This is a genomic window from Amycolatopsis deserti (genome assembly GCF_014653945.1).
GTDB lineage: Bacteria > Actinomycetota > Actinomycetes > Mycobacteriales > Pseudonocardiaceae > Amycolatopsis_E > Amycolatopsis_E deserti.
The window spans coordinates 476,773-493,415 of the sequence record NZ_BNAU01000003.1 but is presented as its reverse complement, the minus strand read 5'-3'; the positions used below and the strand labels follow the sequence as shown (position 1 = coordinate 493,415).

At 67.1% G+C, this 16,643-nt stretch carries 15 protein-coding genes; 12 read left to right on the top strand and 3 right to left on the bottom strand.

Annotated features, from left to right (window positions below):
• Positions 1-30 precede the first annotated feature (30 nt).
• The 12 genes from IE290_RS17100 (at position 31) to neuC (ending at position 13,581) form a co-directional block, all read left to right on the top strand.
• Positions 31-948: a succinylglutamate desuccinylase/aspartoacylase family protein gene (locus IE290_RS17100; RefSeq protein WP_191245554.1), complete on the top strand. Its 918-nt coding sequence runs from the start codon at positions 31-33 to the stop codon at positions 946-948.
• Positions 945-2,204, top strand: coding sequence for a phthiocerol/phthiodiolone dimycocerosyl transferase family protein (locus IE290_RS17095; protein WP_191245553.1), 1,260 nt, complete (start codon positions 945-947; stop codon positions 2,202-2,204). Before IE290_RS17100 ends, IE290_RS17095 begins: the two co-directional genes overlap by 4 nt.
• Positions 2,204-3,442 carry a phthiocerol/phthiodiolone dimycocerosyl transferase family protein gene (locus IE290_RS17090; protein WP_191245552.1) on the top strand — a complete coding sequence of 413 codons (1,239 nt, stop codon included), beginning with the start codon at positions 2,204-2,206 and terminating at the stop codon, positions 3,440-3,442. Before IE290_RS17095 ends, IE290_RS17090 begins: the two co-directional genes overlap by 1 nt.
• Positions 3,439-4,713, top strand: a complete 1,275-nt coding sequence (locus tag IE290_RS17085) for an acetyl-CoA hydrolase/transferase family protein (protein WP_505606745.1) — start codon at positions 3,439-3,441, stop codon at positions 4,711-4,713. Before IE290_RS17090 ends, IE290_RS17085 begins: the two co-directional genes overlap by 4 nt.
• 180 nt (positions 4,714-4,893) lie before the next feature.
• Complete coding sequence (locus IE290_RS17080; RefSeq protein ID WP_191245550.1) at positions 4,894-6,330, top strand: MFS transporter; 1,437 nt, start codon at positions 4,894-4,896, stop codon at positions 6,328-6,330.
• Between the two features lie 116 nt (positions 6,331-6,446).
• A complete protein-coding gene (locus IE290_RS17075) occupies positions 6,447-7,442 on the top strand; it encodes an SDR family NAD(P)-dependent oxidoreductase (RefSeq protein ID WP_229874542.1) in 996 nt (331 codons plus the stop codon).
• Positions 7,439-8,566, top strand: a complete 1,128-nt coding sequence (locus IE290_RS17070; protein ID WP_191245549.1) for a DegT/DnrJ/EryC1/StrS family aminotransferase — start codon at positions 7,439-7,441, stop codon at positions 8,564-8,566. Before IE290_RS17075 ends, IE290_RS17070 begins: the two co-directional genes overlap by 4 nt.
• A gap of 25 nt (positions 8,567-8,591) precedes the next feature.
• Entirely contained in the window at positions 8,592-9,566 is a 975-nt protein-coding gene (locus tag IE290_RS17065; protein ID WP_191245548.1) for an aldo/keto reductase family protein, read from the top strand.
• A complete protein-coding gene (locus IE290_RS17060) occupies positions 9,563-10,606 on the top strand; it encodes a Gfo/Idh/MocA family protein (RefSeq protein WP_191245547.1) in 1,044 nt (347 codons plus the stop codon). The genes IE290_RS17065 and IE290_RS17060 overlap by 4 nt, the downstream gene beginning before the upstream one ends.
• A gap of 31 nt (positions 10,607-10,637) precedes the next feature.
• On the top strand, positions 10,638-11,483 hold the full coding sequence (locus IE290_RS17055; protein WP_191245546.1) for an SDR family NAD(P)-dependent oxidoreductase: 846 nt from the start codon (positions 10,638-10,640) through the stop codon (positions 11,481-11,483).
• Positions 11,468-12,301 carry an SDR family NAD(P)-dependent oxidoreductase gene (locus IE290_RS17050; protein WP_191245545.1) on the top strand — a complete coding sequence of 278 codons (834 nt, stop codon included), beginning with the start codon at positions 11,468-11,470 and terminating at the stop codon, positions 12,299-12,301. Before IE290_RS17055 ends, IE290_RS17050 begins: the two co-directional genes overlap by 16 nt.
• Positions 12,286-13,581, top strand: a complete 1,296-nt coding sequence (gene neuC, locus IE290_RS17045; RefSeq protein WP_191245544.1) for a UDP-N-acetylglucosamine 2-epimerase — start codon at positions 12,286-12,288, stop codon at positions 13,579-13,581. The genes IE290_RS17050 and neuC overlap by 16 nt, the downstream gene beginning before the upstream one ends.
• 25 nt (positions 13,582-13,606) lie before the next feature.
• Here neuC and IE290_RS17040 read toward each other — a convergent pair whose 3' ends face one another.
• Genes IE290_RS17040 through IE290_RS17030 form a run of 3 tightly spaced genes read right to left on the bottom strand, consistent with a single transcriptional unit; the run spans position 13,607 to position 16,639 of the window.
• Positions 13,607-14,680, bottom strand: a complete 1,074-nt coding sequence (locus IE290_RS17040; RefSeq protein ID WP_191245543.1) for a zinc-binding dehydrogenase — start codon at positions 14,678-14,680, stop codon at positions 13,607-13,609.
• 4 nt (positions 14,681-14,684) lie between these two features.
• The gene (locus IE290_RS17035; protein WP_191245542.1) at positions 14,685-15,683 is read right to left on the bottom strand and encodes a Gfo/Idh/MocA family protein; all 999 of its coding nucleotides are present in this window, start codon (positions 15,681-15,683) and stop codon (positions 14,685-14,687) included.
• Positions 15,680-16,639, bottom strand: coding sequence for an ABC transporter permease (locus IE290_RS17030; RefSeq protein ID WP_191245541.1), 960 nt, complete (start codon positions 16,637-16,639; stop codon positions 15,680-15,682). Before IE290_RS17030 ends, IE290_RS17035 begins: the two co-directional genes overlap by 4 nt.
• Positions 16,640-16,643: the final 4 nt, after the last annotated feature.

Sequence of the window (16,643 nt, the reverse complement as noted above, 5' to 3'; positions counted from 1 at the left end):
CGCGGGGAGGCAGGGTTGGGCATGGGGTCTGTGCGGGTCACCCGGACCGTGTTGCCGGGTGATGCGGTCATGACGACACTGGAGGGGGCTGAACCCGGTCCGACCGTCGCGCTGCTCGGCGGGGTGCACGGTGACGAGGATGAAGGTGTTCTCGCGGTGCGGCGGTTGCTCAACCTGCTGAACCGCGAAGAACTGGCCGGGCGTGTCAAGGCCGTGGCTCCCGCGAATCCGGTCGCGTGGGACGCGGGAACTCGAGTCAGTCCGCTCGACGACGGCAACCTCGCCAGGTCCTTTCCAGGGGACGGGAGCGGGCCGACGGCGGCCCTGGCGTCGGCGCTGACGAGCGACTTGATCGACGGCGCGGACCTGCTGATCGACCTCCACTCGGCCGGGGTGGCCTATCGGATGCCGCTGTTCTGCGGGTTCGTCGGCAACGTGCCGGGCGCCGAGCGGTCGCGTCGCGCCGCGGAAGCGTTCGGGGCACCCCTCGTCTGGGTCCATCCGACCGTGGGGCCGGGACGGAGTCTCACCGTGGCGGCAGAACGCGGCATCCCCGCGCTCTACGCCGAGTGTTCGGGAGGAGGGGGGATCCGGTCTGACGAGCTCGACTTCTACGTGCTCGGAGTCCTCTCCGTTCTCGCGGAGTTCGGAGCCTTGCCCGCCCGGCATCGCCGCTTTCCTTCGCCCATGCGGTGGGTTCACGGCGGCGGGGATCTCGACTTCGGGGGCCAGGCGGCGCAGCACGGTCTGTTCGTGTCCGTGTGCGAGGTGGGCGAGGAAATCGCGGAGGGCGCCGAGATCGGGCGGATGTTCGGTTACGACGGCGATTTGCTGGAGGTCGTGCGGGCGCCTCGACGGGGCGTCGTCATGTTCCTCCGTCGCCGGGCCCGCACTCGTGCCGGTGAGGTCCTCTTCGCCATGTCGGAAGCGACGGAGACACCGCTGTGACGAAAGGACTCGAGCGCTACCTCGACAACGTGGAACTGCAGGCGACGCGACATCCAGTGGCACTCGTCGTCCGTTACGAGGGGCACGTGGATCTGGCGGGTCTCGAGGACGCCTACCGCTTGCTGTGCGTCCGACACCCGGTTCTGCGAGCGCGGATCCACCCCGAGGGAGACCGCCATCTGCTCGAAGTTCCACAGTGGTCGAGCGTGGACGTCGTGGTGCGCAGCGGAGGGTCGGACGAAGAGCACCTCCGACGGATCGGACTGGAGTGGCGGATCGAACGTGAGCTGGCCCGACTGCTGGTCGTCGAACGTGACGGCGGAGGTTCGATCGCATTCTTCGCCGATCACGCGATCGCCGACGGCATGGCGAAGAGCGCCTATCTCGCCGAACTCTGGGCGTTGTACGTCCAGTGGGCGAGCGGCAGACGACCCGAAGTGAGAACGGACGGACGGTTGCCCGCGGCGCCGGTCGACGTGCTGCGTGACCGGCTTGGCGACCACTCGTTGCCCGAGATCGTCAAACTCGTCGATCCTGACGACTACGAGGGCACCGAGGCGGTTCGGCGGTACATCACGTTGTCGCCGCGGGCGACCGCGGACCTCGTCGCCACTGCCAAGGCCATCGGCACCACGGTGAACGCGATCCTGTGCGCCGCGGTTCTCCTGGCGCAGCGGAGGCAGTTCGACGGACGCGATCCCGTGGACATGCTCTGCTGGGCTCCCGTCGATCTCCGTCGTCGAATGGAACCGGCTGTCGGGGCGACCGAAACGACCAATTTCATCGGGATGAGTCCGGTGACCGTATTGGTGGGGCCCGATTCCGACCTCGTCCGCCTCGCCCGGACCGTCAGGTCCCGGTTGGAGGCCGTGATCCTGAACCAGCAGCCCCTCCGTGATCTGTTCGCTCGGACCTCCGGCGGAACGTCGCCGCCGGTGGGCTGGAACCTCACCAACGCCGCGGTGAGCAACCTCGGTGTGGTTCGCGGATTTCCGCCGGGACCAGGTGCTCGGATCGCTGGATTCGAGGTCTATTCGCATGCGGTCAAGGGGGCCACCCCGAGCTACGTGGCGTACACGTACGACGGCTGCTTGGGCATCGAAGCCTTCTACCGATCGGGTACTTACTCAGTCGATCAGGTCGAGAGCTTGGTCGACGAACTCAAGCGACAACTCGCGCAGGCGACGGCCCTGCGAGGGGGCAACGACGATCACCCACGAGCCGGAACGGCACGAGCTGAAAGGTCCGCGTCCTGATGCCTCTCGAACGACAACTCGACAACATCGAACTGCAGGTTATGCACTACCCGAGCGCGGTCGTCGTCGAATACCAGGGCGAGCTGGTCCCGGAGGCCATGCAGGAGGCCTACTGGCAGTTGTGCCGCCGACATCCGGTTCTCCGCACGCGGGTGGAGCGGCGAGGGGCCGATCACTTCCTAGTGATGCCGGACGAGACCTTCCCCGAGGTCGCCGTGCACGACGGCGGCGGGGAGGAACACCTGCGACGCGTCGGCCTCGAATGGCGGCTGGACCGGGCCGTGTCGCAGCTGACGGTGGTGACGGGCAGCGGTCGTGGGCTGGTGGCGATGTTCACGGATCACCTCATCGCCGACGGCAAGGCCAAGAGTGCGCTCTTCGACGAACTGTGTGCGCTCTACGGAGCGATCCTGAACGGGACACCTCTCTCCGTGGAGGTCGGCACCGCATTGCCGGCGGCGCCGACGGACGTGTTGCGGTCGCGAGTCGGGGACGAGGCCATGCCACCCGTGGTCCATGTGTCCGATCCGCGCGATTTCGTCGGTGTGGAAGCGCTGCGCCGGTACATCCGTCTGACCGAGAGGCAAACCAGCAGACTGGTGGCGGTGGCGAAGGCGAACGGCACCTCCGTTCACGCGGTGTTGTGCGGCGTGATCCTGCTGGCGCAACGGCGCCACTGGACCGACACCGCGGAATCCAAGATGGTCTGTCTGGCTCCGGTGAATCTCAGAGAGCGGGTCAGTCCTCGGGTCGGAGCGCTCGACACGACCAACTTCATCGGCGTGAGTCCGGCGGAAGTGAAGGTCGAGCCGGACACCGACCCGATCGCGCTGGGACGCGAGGTGAAGCAGCTCCTGGAGACCGCGATCGCGAACCGCCAGCCGGAACAGGAGATCCTGGCCCGAACCAGTGGCAGCCAGTCGCCACCCGTGGGACAGGACCTCGGAACCGCGGCGATCAGCAACCTGGGCGTGGTTCCCGAATACCCCCAGGTGCCGCTCCTTCGGATCGTCGATTTCCAGGTCTTCACGCACTGCGTCAAGGGAGCCACCCCGTCCTACGCCGCATACACCTATCAGGGGCGTCTCGGCATCGAGGCGTTCTACCGATCGGACCTCTACCCCGCGGCGCAGGCGGACGGCCTCGTCGCCGAGATCGGCCGGGAGATCGGCGGCCTGCTGGGCGACGAGTACGGCGATCCCGTGATGACCTCGGTACTGGTGAGCGACGTCCCATGAGCCGGAGCCCACTGGTCGTCGAGGCCGCCGATCTCGACCTGACGAAGTGGATCCGCAGTGGCGACCGTGTCATGTGGCCGCAGGGCTGTGCGGAGCCGGTCACACTGATCGAGAACCTTGTCCGTCAACGGGCTGCCATCGGCAGCGTCCGGCTCTTTCTCCTGCTGTCGTTCACCGAACTGCTCCGGCCCGAGCACGCGGACCATTTCGACTTTGAGGGGTTGGGCGGGCTGGGAACCACCTCCCGACTGTCCAGAGCGGGCGTGCTCGATCCGAACCCGATGCACTTGAGCGACTTGTGCTTACGTCTGTCCACCGGCTCGTTTCCCGTCGATGTCGCGTTCGTGCAACTGGCCGGCCCAGACGCGAACGGGGAGTACAGCCCGGGGGTGGACCACTCCTACACCCACGACCTGATCGCCAAGGCCCGCGTGGTGATCGCGGAGGTGAACTCGCGTGCTCCGGTGACCACCGGAGTTCGCCCGATCCGGGCGGACGAACTCGATGTCGTGGTGCCGAGCGCACGCCCGCTACCGCGGATGCCTGTGATGGAACCGGATGACGACGACCGGCGGCTGGCCGCACACGTGGCCGGCTTCATCACTGACCGCGCGACGATCGAGATCGGTGTCGGAACCCTGCCGTCCGCCCTGCTACCGACGTTGTCCGATCGATGCGATCTGGGGGTGCACACGGGGCTGATCAGCGACTCGGTGCTGAACCTCATCGCCTCCGGTGCGGTGACCAACAAGTACAAGCCCGTCGACACCGGGCTCAGCACCGGGAGCGCGATCTTCGGGACGTCCCCGCAGGCGGTCGACCCCCGCGGCCTCGACATCATCATGCGGCCCTCGCGACAGGTCCTGGATCTCCCGACGCTGGCCGGAATCCCCAGGTTCACGGCGATCAACACGGCTGTCGAGGTGGACCTCACCGGCCAGGTGAACGCCGAGTACGCGTCCGGCCGGTACGTCGGGGCGGTGGGCGGGCTGGTCGACTTCATGCGGGGCGCGAAGGCTTCCCCGGGTGGGAGGTCGATCATCGCACTGCGCTCCAGAACACCTCGGGGAACTCCCAGACTGGTCACCCGGCTGGCCGGCGGGATCGTCACGGTTGCCCGCAGCGACGTGGACGTCGTGGTCACCGAGTGGGGAGCAGCCGAACTCGCGGGGAAATCGGTCGAAGACCGCGTCAGCAGTCTGATCGCCATCGCGCATCCGGACGACCGGGACTCCCTCATGACGGAATGGGCGACCCGCCCTGGAGTCTGAGTTGGGTTAATGCGCCTCCGCGTCGAAACCGTGCGCGAATCGGACTGCCGGCACGCCCGGCGATCAGTAGCGTGGCCGGCACAACCACCGGGACGGCGGTGAGAGTCACGGTCCGACGTACGTCGTCGGCCGCAGCAACCTTCTAGTTCCGCTCTGTTCCTCGACGAGCCGCGTCCCGATGTGGTCTCCGGCGATCGTGAGGATCACAGGGTGCTTTCGGAACACGCGGACCGGACTTCTTCGCCTCGGTCGGCATTGATGGCGGCCTGTCTCGCACAGGCGTTCATCGTGATGAACAACTTCAGCGTTGTCGTCATCCTCCCGCAACTGCAGAGCGAGCTGGGGTTGGAACTGGCGGACGCCACCTGGGCCATCAACGCCTACACCCTGATGTTCGGCGGATTCGTCCTCCTCGGCGGGCGCGCGGCGGATCTGTGGGACCGGAAGTGGGTCTTCGTCTGCGGAGTTTCACTGTTCGCGGCCGCCTCGTTGCTGTGCGCCGCCGCGCCGGCTCCCGTCGTGTTGCTGATCGCCCGTGCCGTACAGGGGCTGGGGGCTGCGCTCGCGACCCCCGCCGGTATGGCGCTGCTGACCTCCGAGTTCCCCGCCGGGCCGGCGCGTCGGGCCGCCCTGGCGACCTGGATCGCGGTAGGCGCGGGAGCCGGGAGCGTCGGTGTCCTCATGGGCGGCCTGCTGGCCGAGGTGTGGCCCTGGCAGGTCGTGTTCCTGATCAACGCACCGTTCGGTGCGGCTGTGGCGTTGCTCGCGGCGTGCCGCCTCGGAGCGAATCCCGGGCCGGCTCGACGACGAGTCGACGTGCGCGGCGCGGTTGTGGTGACGGCGGGTCTGCTGTGCCTGGTCTACGCCGTCCTGGAGGGCAGACAGGTGGGCTGGGCGCTGCCCGGAACGTACGTGCCCGGCTGCGTCGCCGTCGCACTGCTGGTCTGTTTTCCCCTGCTCGAACGGAGACATCCGGCCCCGCTCGTTCCGCTCGGGCTGTTCCGTCTCAAGACGCTCGCCGCCGCGAACGCTGCCATGCTCGCGCTGGCCGGGGTGCCGGTGGTCATCATCTACCTGGTCACCTTCTACGTGCAGGCGGTTCTGCGATTCGACTCGCTGCAGACCGGCCTCGCGTTCGTCCCGGGCACTCTCGCCGCGGCACTCGGCTCGCTGGCATCACGACGCTTGATGGCCGTGCTCGGGATAAGAACGGTACTGCTCTCTTCACTGACCCTGGTCGCCGTCGCGGTGGCTCTGCTCAACCGGACCGGCTCCGGCGACTACCTCACCGTGATCTTGCCGAGCGTCACGTTGATGTTCTTCGGCACCACCTGCGCTGCCGTCTCGCTCCAGCTCCTCTCGGTGACGGAGATCTCCAGGGCGGAATTCGGTCTCGGGTCAGGGCTGATCGCGGCGACCCAGCAGGTCGGAGCCGCGTTGTCGTTGGCGTTGCTCGCCTCGTTGGTCGTGGACGCGAAGGTGACGGAGGTGGGAACCGATCCCGCTGCCGAGCTCACCCGGCTGCACCCGGCGTTCTGGGGTGTGGTGGTGCTCGCGATCGTGGCCTTCACGTTGGTGGCCGGGATCCTGCGCACGCGGTCGTCCGACGAGGCCTGAACTCAACTCCTGTCGATGCGCCCGAGCGGTTGGAAGACTTCCGGGGGAACGACCTGGGGCCGGCGTTTTCTCACAAGGTCGCCCATCGACGATCACTCGACGAGGATAGGGATTTCGTGACCTCACTGACTGGCAAACGCGCCCTGGTGACCGGAGCCGACGGTTTCATCGGGAGTCATCTGGTCGAACGCCTGCTGCGAGAAGGCGTCGATGTCACCGCGTTCTGCGTCTACAACTCGAACGGCACATACGGTTGGCTGGACGAGGCGGTGGAGGCCGGCGAGGATCGGCTGGACGCCGTGCTTGGCGACATCCGCGACTACCGCACGGTGCGATCCGCTGTCGACGGCGTCGACGTGGTCTTCCACCTCGCGGCGCTGATCGCGATCCCTTACAGCTACGAGGCGCCGTCGTCCTACGTCGCGACGAATGTGGCTGGAACGCTGAATGTTCTGGACGCGGTGCGCGACGCGGGTTCGATGCGCATGATCAACACCTCGACGAGCGAGGTCTACGGCACGCCTGAGGCTCTGCCGATCACTGAAGCTCATCCACTGCGAGGTCAGTCCCCGTATGCCGCCACGAAGATCGCGGCGGACAAACTCTGCGAGGCGTACGCGTGCTCGTTCGGAACCCACGTCACGACCTTGCGGCCGTTCAACACCTACGGTCCGCGCCAATCACAACGCGCGATCGTGCCGACCGTTCTCGCACAGTTGCTGGCAGGGGTGGACAAGGTCCGGCTGGGGAACCTGAGTCCGCGGCGCGATCTGACGTTCGTCGCGGACACCGTCGACGGGTTCGTGAGAATGGCCGCGGCGGATCTGGCACCTGGCACGGTGGTCCAGCTCGGCACCGGCCAAGCGGTCTCCATCGGCGAGTTGTTCGAGCTGTGTTGCGAGGTGACCGGTGCCGAGGCCGAAGTCCTCACCGACGCGCAGCGGGTGCGACCGGCCGGCGGCGAGGTGGAAGTCCTCCTCTCCGATGCCGGGAACGCCGCGCGAACACTCGGCTGGCGTCCGGAACGCTCGCTGCGCGAAGGGCTGGCGGAGACCGCTCGATGGCTGGAACCGCGTGTCGACGCGGTCCGGGCGATGAGGTACCAGCGGTGATTCCCCTGAGTGAACCCGTCCTGCAAGGCAACGAGCTCCGTTACGTCCAGGAGTGCGTACACAGCCGTTACGTCTCGTCGGTCGGCCCGTTCGTCGGTCGTTTCGAACGCGAATTCGCGGCCGCGGTCGGGGTGCGGCACGCGGTCGCATGCGCGAGTGGGACAGCCGCGCTGCACGTGGCGCTGCGGCTGGCGGGCGCTCGGCCGGGGCGTCTCGTGGCGGTTTCCGACTTCACCTTCATCGCGTCGGCCAACGCGGTCAGCTACACCGGTGCGGACCTTCTGCTGGTGGACAGCGAGCCGGACACGTGGAACATGAACACGGCGATGCTGCGCGACGAGGTGTTCCGCCGTGCGAAGCTCGGACGGCGGATGCCGTCCGTCGTCGAGGTCGTGCACGTGTTGGGACATCCCGCCGACATCGAACCTCTGCTCGAGTTGCGGTCTAGGTTCGGGATTCGCATCGTCGAGGATGCCGCGGAGTCCCTCGGAGCATCGTGGGTTGCCGGCTCCTCCGCGTCGCGCCAGGTGGGGTCACTGGGTGACTTCGGCTGTTTCTCCTTCAACGGCAACAAGATCATGACCACTGGAGGCGGCGGCATGATCGTGACGGACGACGCCGACGCGGCACGACTGGCGAAGCACCTGACAATGCAGGCGAAACTGCCCGACCGGGGCTACCACCACGACATGGTGGGTTACAACTACCGCCTGACCAACATCGCCGCCGCGCTCGGAGTGGCTCAGCTGGAGAGACTCGGTGACGCGGTGCGCGCGAAACACCGGATCGCTGAGCGGTACGAGGCGGGCTTGGCGGACGCACCATTGGTCCTGGCGCCACATGCGCAATGGGCTGAGCCGACGCACTGGCTCTATTCGGTGCTGCTGCGCGGGGTCGCGACAGGCACGGACGAGGTGGTGGAGCGGTTGGAAGCGCAGGGCGTCGGCGCACGGCGGGTGTGGCCGCCGCTGCACCGACAACAGCCCTACCAGCACGTGGAGCGTCTGGGCGGCGGAACGGCGGAGGACATTTATCGCCGGGGTGTCTCTCTGCCCAGCTCCATCGACATGAAGGAAGCCGACCAGGACATCGCCATTGCGGCCCTGGCCGAAGTGATCAAGTGATAGCGAATACCATTCGGGAGACGGCATGGAATACCGGCGCGTCGGGCGTTGGGGACTGCACGTATCGGCCGTGAGCCTGGGAAGCTGGCTCACCTACGGCGGCGGCACCGAGGTGGACACGGCGATCAAGTGTGTGCACCGGGCCTTCGACCTCGGCGTCAACACCTTCGACACCGCCAACGAGTATCAGAACGGGCAGGCCGAGGTCGTCCTGGGCTCGGCGCTTCGCGACCTGCCGAGAGACGATTACCTCGTCGCGACCAAGGTCTGCCTGCCGACGGGAACAGGTCCGCTGAACCGCGGGCTGTCCCGCAAGCACATCCACGCCCAGGTGGATCACTCGTTGACACGCCTGGGCCTGGACCACATCGACCTCTACCAGTGCCATCGGTTCGACCCGGATGCTCCGGTCGAGGAGACCGCCCGGGCGATGAACGATCTCGTGACGAGCGGGAAGATCCTGTACTGGGGAGTTTCGGAATGGTCCGCGGACCAGCTCGAGCACGTGGTCTCAACGTGCCGGGACCGGCATTGGGCGGAGCCGATCAGCAACCAGCCGCAGTACTCGGCCCTGTGGCGCTCGGCGGAAGAACGGGTTCTTCCTGTTTGCCGCCAATTGGGACTCGGGGTTCTCGCGTGGTCGCCGTTGGCAATGGGGGTGCTCACCGGCAAGTACCGACCGGGTGCGGATGCACCGTCGGGAAGCCGTGGGGCAGGTGGCGACGCGTGGTTCCTCGACCGATATCTGAAGCCGGGAGTGCTGGAAGCCGTGCAGGAATTTCGAGCCCTCGCCGAAGACGCGGGCCTGACCGCCGCGCAGCTCGCGTTGGCCTGGTGCTTGGACCGTCCTGGGGTGAGCAGTGTGATCGTCGGTGCGACAGCGCTGGAGCAGCTCGAAGAAAACCTGTCCGTGGTCGATCTCCAGCCCGACCGCGAGTTGTTGGACAAGGCCGACGACGCACTTGCCGAGGCCGCGAGCACGCTGAGCGTGCAGACGTGAAGGACGTGACGGGCCGGCCCGGTCGTGACGGTGCGCCGGCGAGGATCGGCGTCATCGGCACGGACAACTCGCACGCTTATGCCTACTCGGCTTTTCTCAACGGCTGGGCGGACTCCGAACCCGTGCCCACACGCCTGCCCGACGGCACCTCCGTCCCGGACATGTATCTGTGGGCGGCCCTGCACGGGCGGCTGCGCAATGCGGCGCGGTCGCCGGTTCCCGCCGGCGACGCCCGCGTCACGGCCATCTGGAGCGATGATCGCCGCGACGCCGAACGGGTCGCCCGAGCTTGCGGGATCGACAGGGTGTGCGCTTCACCCCGCGAAGCCTGTGAGGACGTCGACGCCGTCATGGTTCTGAGCAAGGAACCGAGCACGCACCTCGAGTACGCGCGCCTTTCATTGCAACAGGGCCTTCCGACGTACGTGGACAAGCCGCTGGCGGAGTCGTTCGAGGCGGGACGGTCGATCTTCGAGCTGGCCGCCGATCACGGTGCACCTTGCTACACCGGGTCTTCGCTCCGGTGGTCACCGGAGTTGCTGACGGTCCGCGACGCCGTCCGGAGACGACCTGGACCGCCGCGGACGGTCTCGATCCAGTGCCCGCTGTCGATCGAGCTGTACGGCATCCATGGTGTCGAGATGGCGAACATGTTTCTCGGCAGCGCCGTTGACTCCGTGCAGTCCTTGACCGCCTCGGGGCGCCAGATCACAGTTCTGGAGTATCCGGACGGCTCCTCGGCCCTGATCGAAAATCTGGAGTACCTCGCGTGGCCGACCTACAGCGTCTTGGTCGGTGGCGAGACGTGGCACGAGGGAACGACCTTCCACGACCCGTCCGGGACGAGCTACGAGTTCGTCCGGCGATTCGTCCAGTTCGTCCACGACCGTGTTCCGCCGGTGTCCGCGAGGGAATCACTGAGTCTCATCCGAATCGTGGACGCGATACTCGCATCGCACGAGACCGGCCGACGCGTCAGTGTGACCTCTGCGGACGAGGGATTCGACCGACGTTCAGGGGTGATGAGTTCTCATGGCTGACAGGATATCCAGTGGCTCCGACTCGAGGACCGTGATCATCACGGGTGCCGGTAGCGGGCTCGGCAGGGCGATCGCACATCGCCTGCTGAGCGACGGTTACCGGTGCGTGCTCGCCGGAAGGCGCGAGGCGGCGCTCAAGGAAACGGTCGCTTCGGCGCCTGCCGGAAGTGAGCGAGCTGTGGTCGTTCCGACCGACATCCGGAACGCGGAGGAACGAGCGCGTCTCGTGCGATGTGCCGTGCGGCAACCCGGCCCGCTCTTCGGACTGGTGAACAACGCCGGCCTGGCCGAAGCGATGCCGTTCTTCGAGGAGGACGTAGAAACGTGGCGGGAAATCGTCGGCGTCAATCTCGAGGCGGCCTTCTTCCTCACGCAAGCGGCCGTCGAGCAGATGCGCGAGGAGGGCACCGGGCGCATCGTGAACATCGCGTCGGTGTATGCGTTCGCGGGCTTCGACAACAAGGGTTACGGCGCCCGGGCACCGGAGGTGTCGAAGGGCGACCGAGGCCCCTACCGGCAGTCGGCCTACGCCGCGAGCAAGGGAGGTCTACTGCAGCTGACGCGCGACCTGGCCGCAGGCGTCGGCCGCTGGGGGATCACGGTCAACGCCGTCAGCCCGGGAACGATCCCGACCGTGGACTCTCCCCAGCACGAGGAGGCCGACCGGTGGGATGCGAAGCCGGATCCGGATCAACGGCCGAAGCTGGGCGATCCGATCGACCCGCGGGTGCTCGCGGATCTCGCGGCACAGGTGCCACTGGCACGGGTGGGCAGGCCCGCCGAGGTGGCAGGTCCTGTCAGCTTCCTGCTGTCCTCGGACGCGTCGTACGTGACCGGGTTGAACCTGGTGGTGGACGGCGGATGGACGATCTGGTGAGCCCGGCTGGGCGACGCGGTGGGGACATGCCTCCCGCGCGGGGACTGGCGGTGGTGACCGGCGGCGGAGCGGGGATCGGACGAGCGATAACGCTCCGATTCGCGCGCGCGGGGTACCGGTGCTTGATCGCCGGCCTTGTCGACGACGAACTCAAGGCCACCGCCGACCTGGCCGCGCAAGACGGCGCGGCGATCCGGACGGTTGAGTGCGACCTCGCGGAGGAGGCAGGGCGCGAGGCGCTCCGACGAGCGGCCGAGAACACCGGCCCCGATCTGCGAGTTCTGGTGAACTGCGCGGCGCAATGCACGGGTCTGTCGCTTTTCGACCAATCTCGGGAGGACTGGCGGAAAGAGCTGGATGTCAACGTTCTCGCGGTCGCGCTGCTGTCCGGCTGGGCGATCGACCGGATGCGCGAGTCGGGTGGGGGAAGTGTGGTCAACATCGGCTCCGTCTACGGCCGGCTCGCTCTCAACCCGCGGTTCTACGAGGGCGTGTATCCACAAGAGACCGGCAAGGGGCCGGTGCGGGCGCTGGCCTATCACGCTTCCAAAGGCGCTCTCGCGGCGCTCACGCGCGACCTGGCGGCAGCGGCCGGACGCTGGAACGTTCGGGTCAACAGCGTATCGCCGGGAATGATCAACACGCCGGAGCGCCACTTCGACGGTGAACGGTACACGGGATTTGCCGAGAACACGCCGCTCCGTCGCATGGGAACGCCGGAAGAGGTGGCCGGGGTGGTGGAGTTCCTAGCGTCCGAGCGGGCGTCGTTCGTCACCGGCGCGGATTGGGTGGTCGACGGCGGATGGTCGATCTGGTGACTGACCGGCGTCTCCGAGCGACGCTCCGCGTCTGCGTTTTCACGGGATCCCGTGCGGACTACGGCCCACTGCTCTCAGTCATCCGAAGGCTCGATGACGACCCCGAGATCGACCTTCGCCTGCTGGTGACGGGAAGCCACCTTCTCAGCGAAAAGGGCATGACGGTGGAGGACATCCGCGCTGACGGTTTCCGGATCGACGAGCGGGTGCACAACGTGCTCGCGAGTGATTCTCCGGTCGGGGTGGCGGCTTCGTTCGGCCTGGGCGTGATCGGGTACGCACAGGCCCTCGACCGGATCCGGCCGGATGTCTTCCTCGTGTTGGGTGACCGGTACGAAGCGCTCGCCGGGGCGGTCGCGGCCGCGACCCACCGGATCCCGATCGGCCACATCTGCGGGGGTGAGGTGACGGCCGGGTCGACGGACGAGTGGGCCAGGCACGCCATTTCGAAGGTCGCGCAACTGCATTTCGTCGCCACGGATTCCTTCCGTCGTCGCGTCATCCAGCTGGGTGAGCAACCTGACCGAGTCTTCAACGTCGGCTCGCCCGGCCTGGACACCATTCGGACCATGAACTGGCGGGGGCGAGCCGAACTGGCCGCGGAGATCGGGGTCGAGCTGCGGGAGCCGGTGATCCTGGTGACCTATCATTCGGCGACGGCCGACCCGGCCGGCACTGCCGCCGGTGCTGTGGGCCTGGCTGAGGCACTGGCGAGGTATCCGGACGCCACCGTGATCCTCACGGGCACCAATGTCGATCTGGGGTCGACGACCGCCGTCTCTCCGCTCCTCGAGCACGTTCGACGACGCGGGCGCCGGGCCGCCTTCAACGATTCCCTGGGACAGCAGCGGTACCTCAGTCTCTTGAGACTCGCGGACCTCGTGGTCGGCAACTCGTCGAGCGCGTTGATCGAGGCGCCCGCGGTGGGGACACCCACCGTCAACGTCGGATCCAGGCAGGACGGTCGTCCGAGAGCGGAATCGGTGATCGACTGCGGCGAGACAGCCGAAGAGATCTACGAAGCAATGCGTGTGGCGCTCGGCGTCGAACACCGCCGGCTGACCGAAGCTGCCTCCTCACCGTATGGAGACGGGCACGCGGCCGAACGCATCGTCACGATTCTCAAGCGTGCACGACTAGACTCGGTCGCGAAGTCGTTCTACGACCTACCAGTACCGGCCTCCGGGATGCCCGACGAACCGGCCGCCGGCCGGGAAGTGGACCTCCATGGCCGGGATCCTGCTCGAGCAACGCGCTGCCGAGACAGCTCCCCGCGCTGAGCAGGACCTCGATCACGGCAGAGGCTCACGGAGCACGGCCCGTCAAGGGCCGGTCAGGTGCCTCCCAGTCCAGGATCACCGCTCCTGTCGGACGTTCGTTCGCGATCATCGCGAAGGCCTGTTCGATCCGGTGCGCCCCCGCCCGAGCCGAGATGAGCCTCTCCAGCGGGAGCCGGCCGCTCTGCTCGAGACGAGCGATCTCGATGACGTTGCCGAGCGAAGTCGGTGCGCCGGCCTTCGGGGGCGCGTAGTCGTCGTTCCCGCAGAAGACGACATCGAGCATCTTGCGGTAGAAATTGCGGGCGAACAGCGCTCCGAGATCTTCCGAGTGCAGGCCGAGCACGACAAGACGGGCTCGTACGCCTGCGAGCTCGGCGGCGAGCGCGAGCGACGCCCTGGTGCCCGCCGCCTCGATCACGATGTCGGCGCCGAGTCCGCCGTCGATGAAGCACCTGGGCCGTTCGCATCGCGGATCGTGCACGCGGTCCCGCCCGAAAAGTTTCGATGCGAAATCGCGGCGTTGTTCGGAGGTGTCGAAGCACACCGGGTCCGCGCCGAGGCTCTGCGCGACGAGAGCGGCGCACAGCCCGACCAGACCGAGCCCGATTACGGCGACCCGAGCGCCGGACTGGTAGCCGACGCGGCGCAACGCGCTGAGCCCCAGCGTCGGCAGGTAATAGAGGGCGGCGACCGTGGGATCGATCCGCTCGGGCAGCGGAACGGCCTCCCAGTCCGCGACTTCGACCGCTGCCTGGTGACGGGCGACAGCGAAGGCGAGTGTGCCGATGCGGTCCGGGTTGACGCCCTCGCCGACCGCGGAGATCCGGCCCACCAGGTTGTATCCGAGGGCGACCGGAAACAGAGCGGCCTGCTCAGGCGTCTCGTCGTCGAGCGGGTCCATGACGAGCGACGTGGCCGCGGGGGAGAAGCCGGCGTTCAGGCCGTCGACCATCTCCCTGCCCTCGTAGAGAGCGAGTTCGGTGCCGGGGCTGATCAAGGACCTGACCGAGGTCAGACGCACCATTCCGGGGGCCGGGCGTCCGGACAGCTCGAAGGGCTGCCAGGTGATCGTCCTGGGGGCGGTCACTACTGGGCGCACGTGCTCAACTCCTTGTCTCGACTTCCTCGATCGTCTGTGGCGTTCCGGACCGCAGGGCGGCCTCCGCGGCCGCTCCGATGTCGATGAAGCGCAATGCCGCCGCTTCCGACGGCAGGCCTTCGCCCGTGGCGAGGATTCGCAGTACCGCTCGGACGAAGTCTGCGGGTATGGAACCGATGCCGTGGATCTGAGTGGTCACGTCTCGATGCAAGCCGTTGACGATCAGGTTCTGGCAGGGACGCTGGAGGTAACCGAGCGTCTCGTAGGTGGCCGAGCGCCCGTCCGCGAATTCGAGGCAGACCGTCTGCCGGTTCCTGGCGCGCAGGCCGGACACCCGTCGCACGTCCGAGCCCATGAACATGTCGATCATCTCGATGGCGTGCAGCCCGTACAGCAGGTTGTCGATCGGCACCTGGACGTACATGCCTCTGAACTCGCCGACGCGCGCATGCGCGTAATGCCGGAATCCGCGCAGCTCCTCCGTGTAGCGCAGCGAGGACCCCGTGAAGCACGGAGCTCCGTACTCGCGGGCCATCGCGAACATCTTTTCAGCGGTGCGGCGATCCGGCGCCATCGGTTTGTCCACGTACGTGGGTAGGCCCGCTCGCAAGGCCGGCGCGGCGTGAGCGAGGTGTTCCGCGGGGTTCTCGCTGAGCACCAATACCGCATCCACGTCTTCCGCGACCTCGTCCGGGGACTCACAGATCACGTCTATGTCGCAGGCTCTGCGAATGAGGTCGGCGTCCTGGGCATCAGCGCTCCACAGACGTGTCACACGTGCCCCGGACGTGCTCCGGAGCGCGTCGAGAGAGCCGTCGTTCGTCGACTCCCGCAGCACCTGTGCCCATTCGTACATCGCCGGAACCGGATCGCCCGTCGGGAGCCGGACCGGAATGGGCACGTCTTCGCGCCATCCGTTGACGAACGCGGCGTACTGGTAGGCGTGCGTGTTGTCGGTTCCGACGATTCCGAGCCGTAGCATCCGATCTCCCGTCGCACTCATGCGGCCGACACCTTGACCCGCGGATCGATGGCCGCGTAGAGCAGATCGACGAGCAGATTGACGATAACGAAGAACGCGACGGCCAGGAGCATCATGGCCTGGATCATCGGGTAATCCCGTTGTTCCACGGCCTGCAGAGACAGCAGCCCCAGGCCTGGATAATTGAAGACGGCCTCGATCACGACGACTCCACCGAGCACGGACGCTAGCTGCAAACCGAAGATCGTGACCACGGGCAGAGCGGCGTTCCGGAGGATGTGACGGAGCATCAGGCGAGCTCCACGCACACCCTTCGCCCTGGCAGTTCGTACGTATTCGGTATTGGCCACCGCGCTGACTGAATCGGTGATGAAGCGCGTCAGGATCCCGGACAGCAGCAGGGCCAGCACGGTCACCGGACCCGCCAGGTTGTTCAGCGCGACGAACGGCGAGGTGAGCACGTTTTCGTACTGGGAGATCGCCGGGAACCAGCCGAGACCGGTGCCGCGGGAGAACGCGAGCACGAAGAGGATCGCGGCCCAGAAGCTGGGCACGGCGAGGGTGAGGCTGCAATAGCCGTGGATGAGAGAGGTGAATCGCGAGTTCGGCCGGGTGCCTGCGAATACGCCGATCGGGATCGAGATCAGCATCGCCAGGAGCATGCTGATCAACGTCAGCTGCAACGTCGCGGGCAGCCGCTCGCCGATGATGGAGGAAACGGAGAAGTTGTTCTGCGCCGAGGTTCCGAAATCACCCTGGAGGGCGTGCGACAGCCAGGTCGCGTATTGCGAGACGATCGGTTCGTCCAGCCCGAGCCGTTCCCGCGCGGCGTCGAGCTGCGCCTGGGTCGCCGTTGGTCCCGCGATGGCTTGTGCCGCGTCGCCGGGCAGCATGTAGACCATTGCCCAGACCGCTATCGACGCGAGGAAGAGGACGATTATCAGCTGGCCGATCCTTCGGCCGAGTACCCGCTCCATGCGG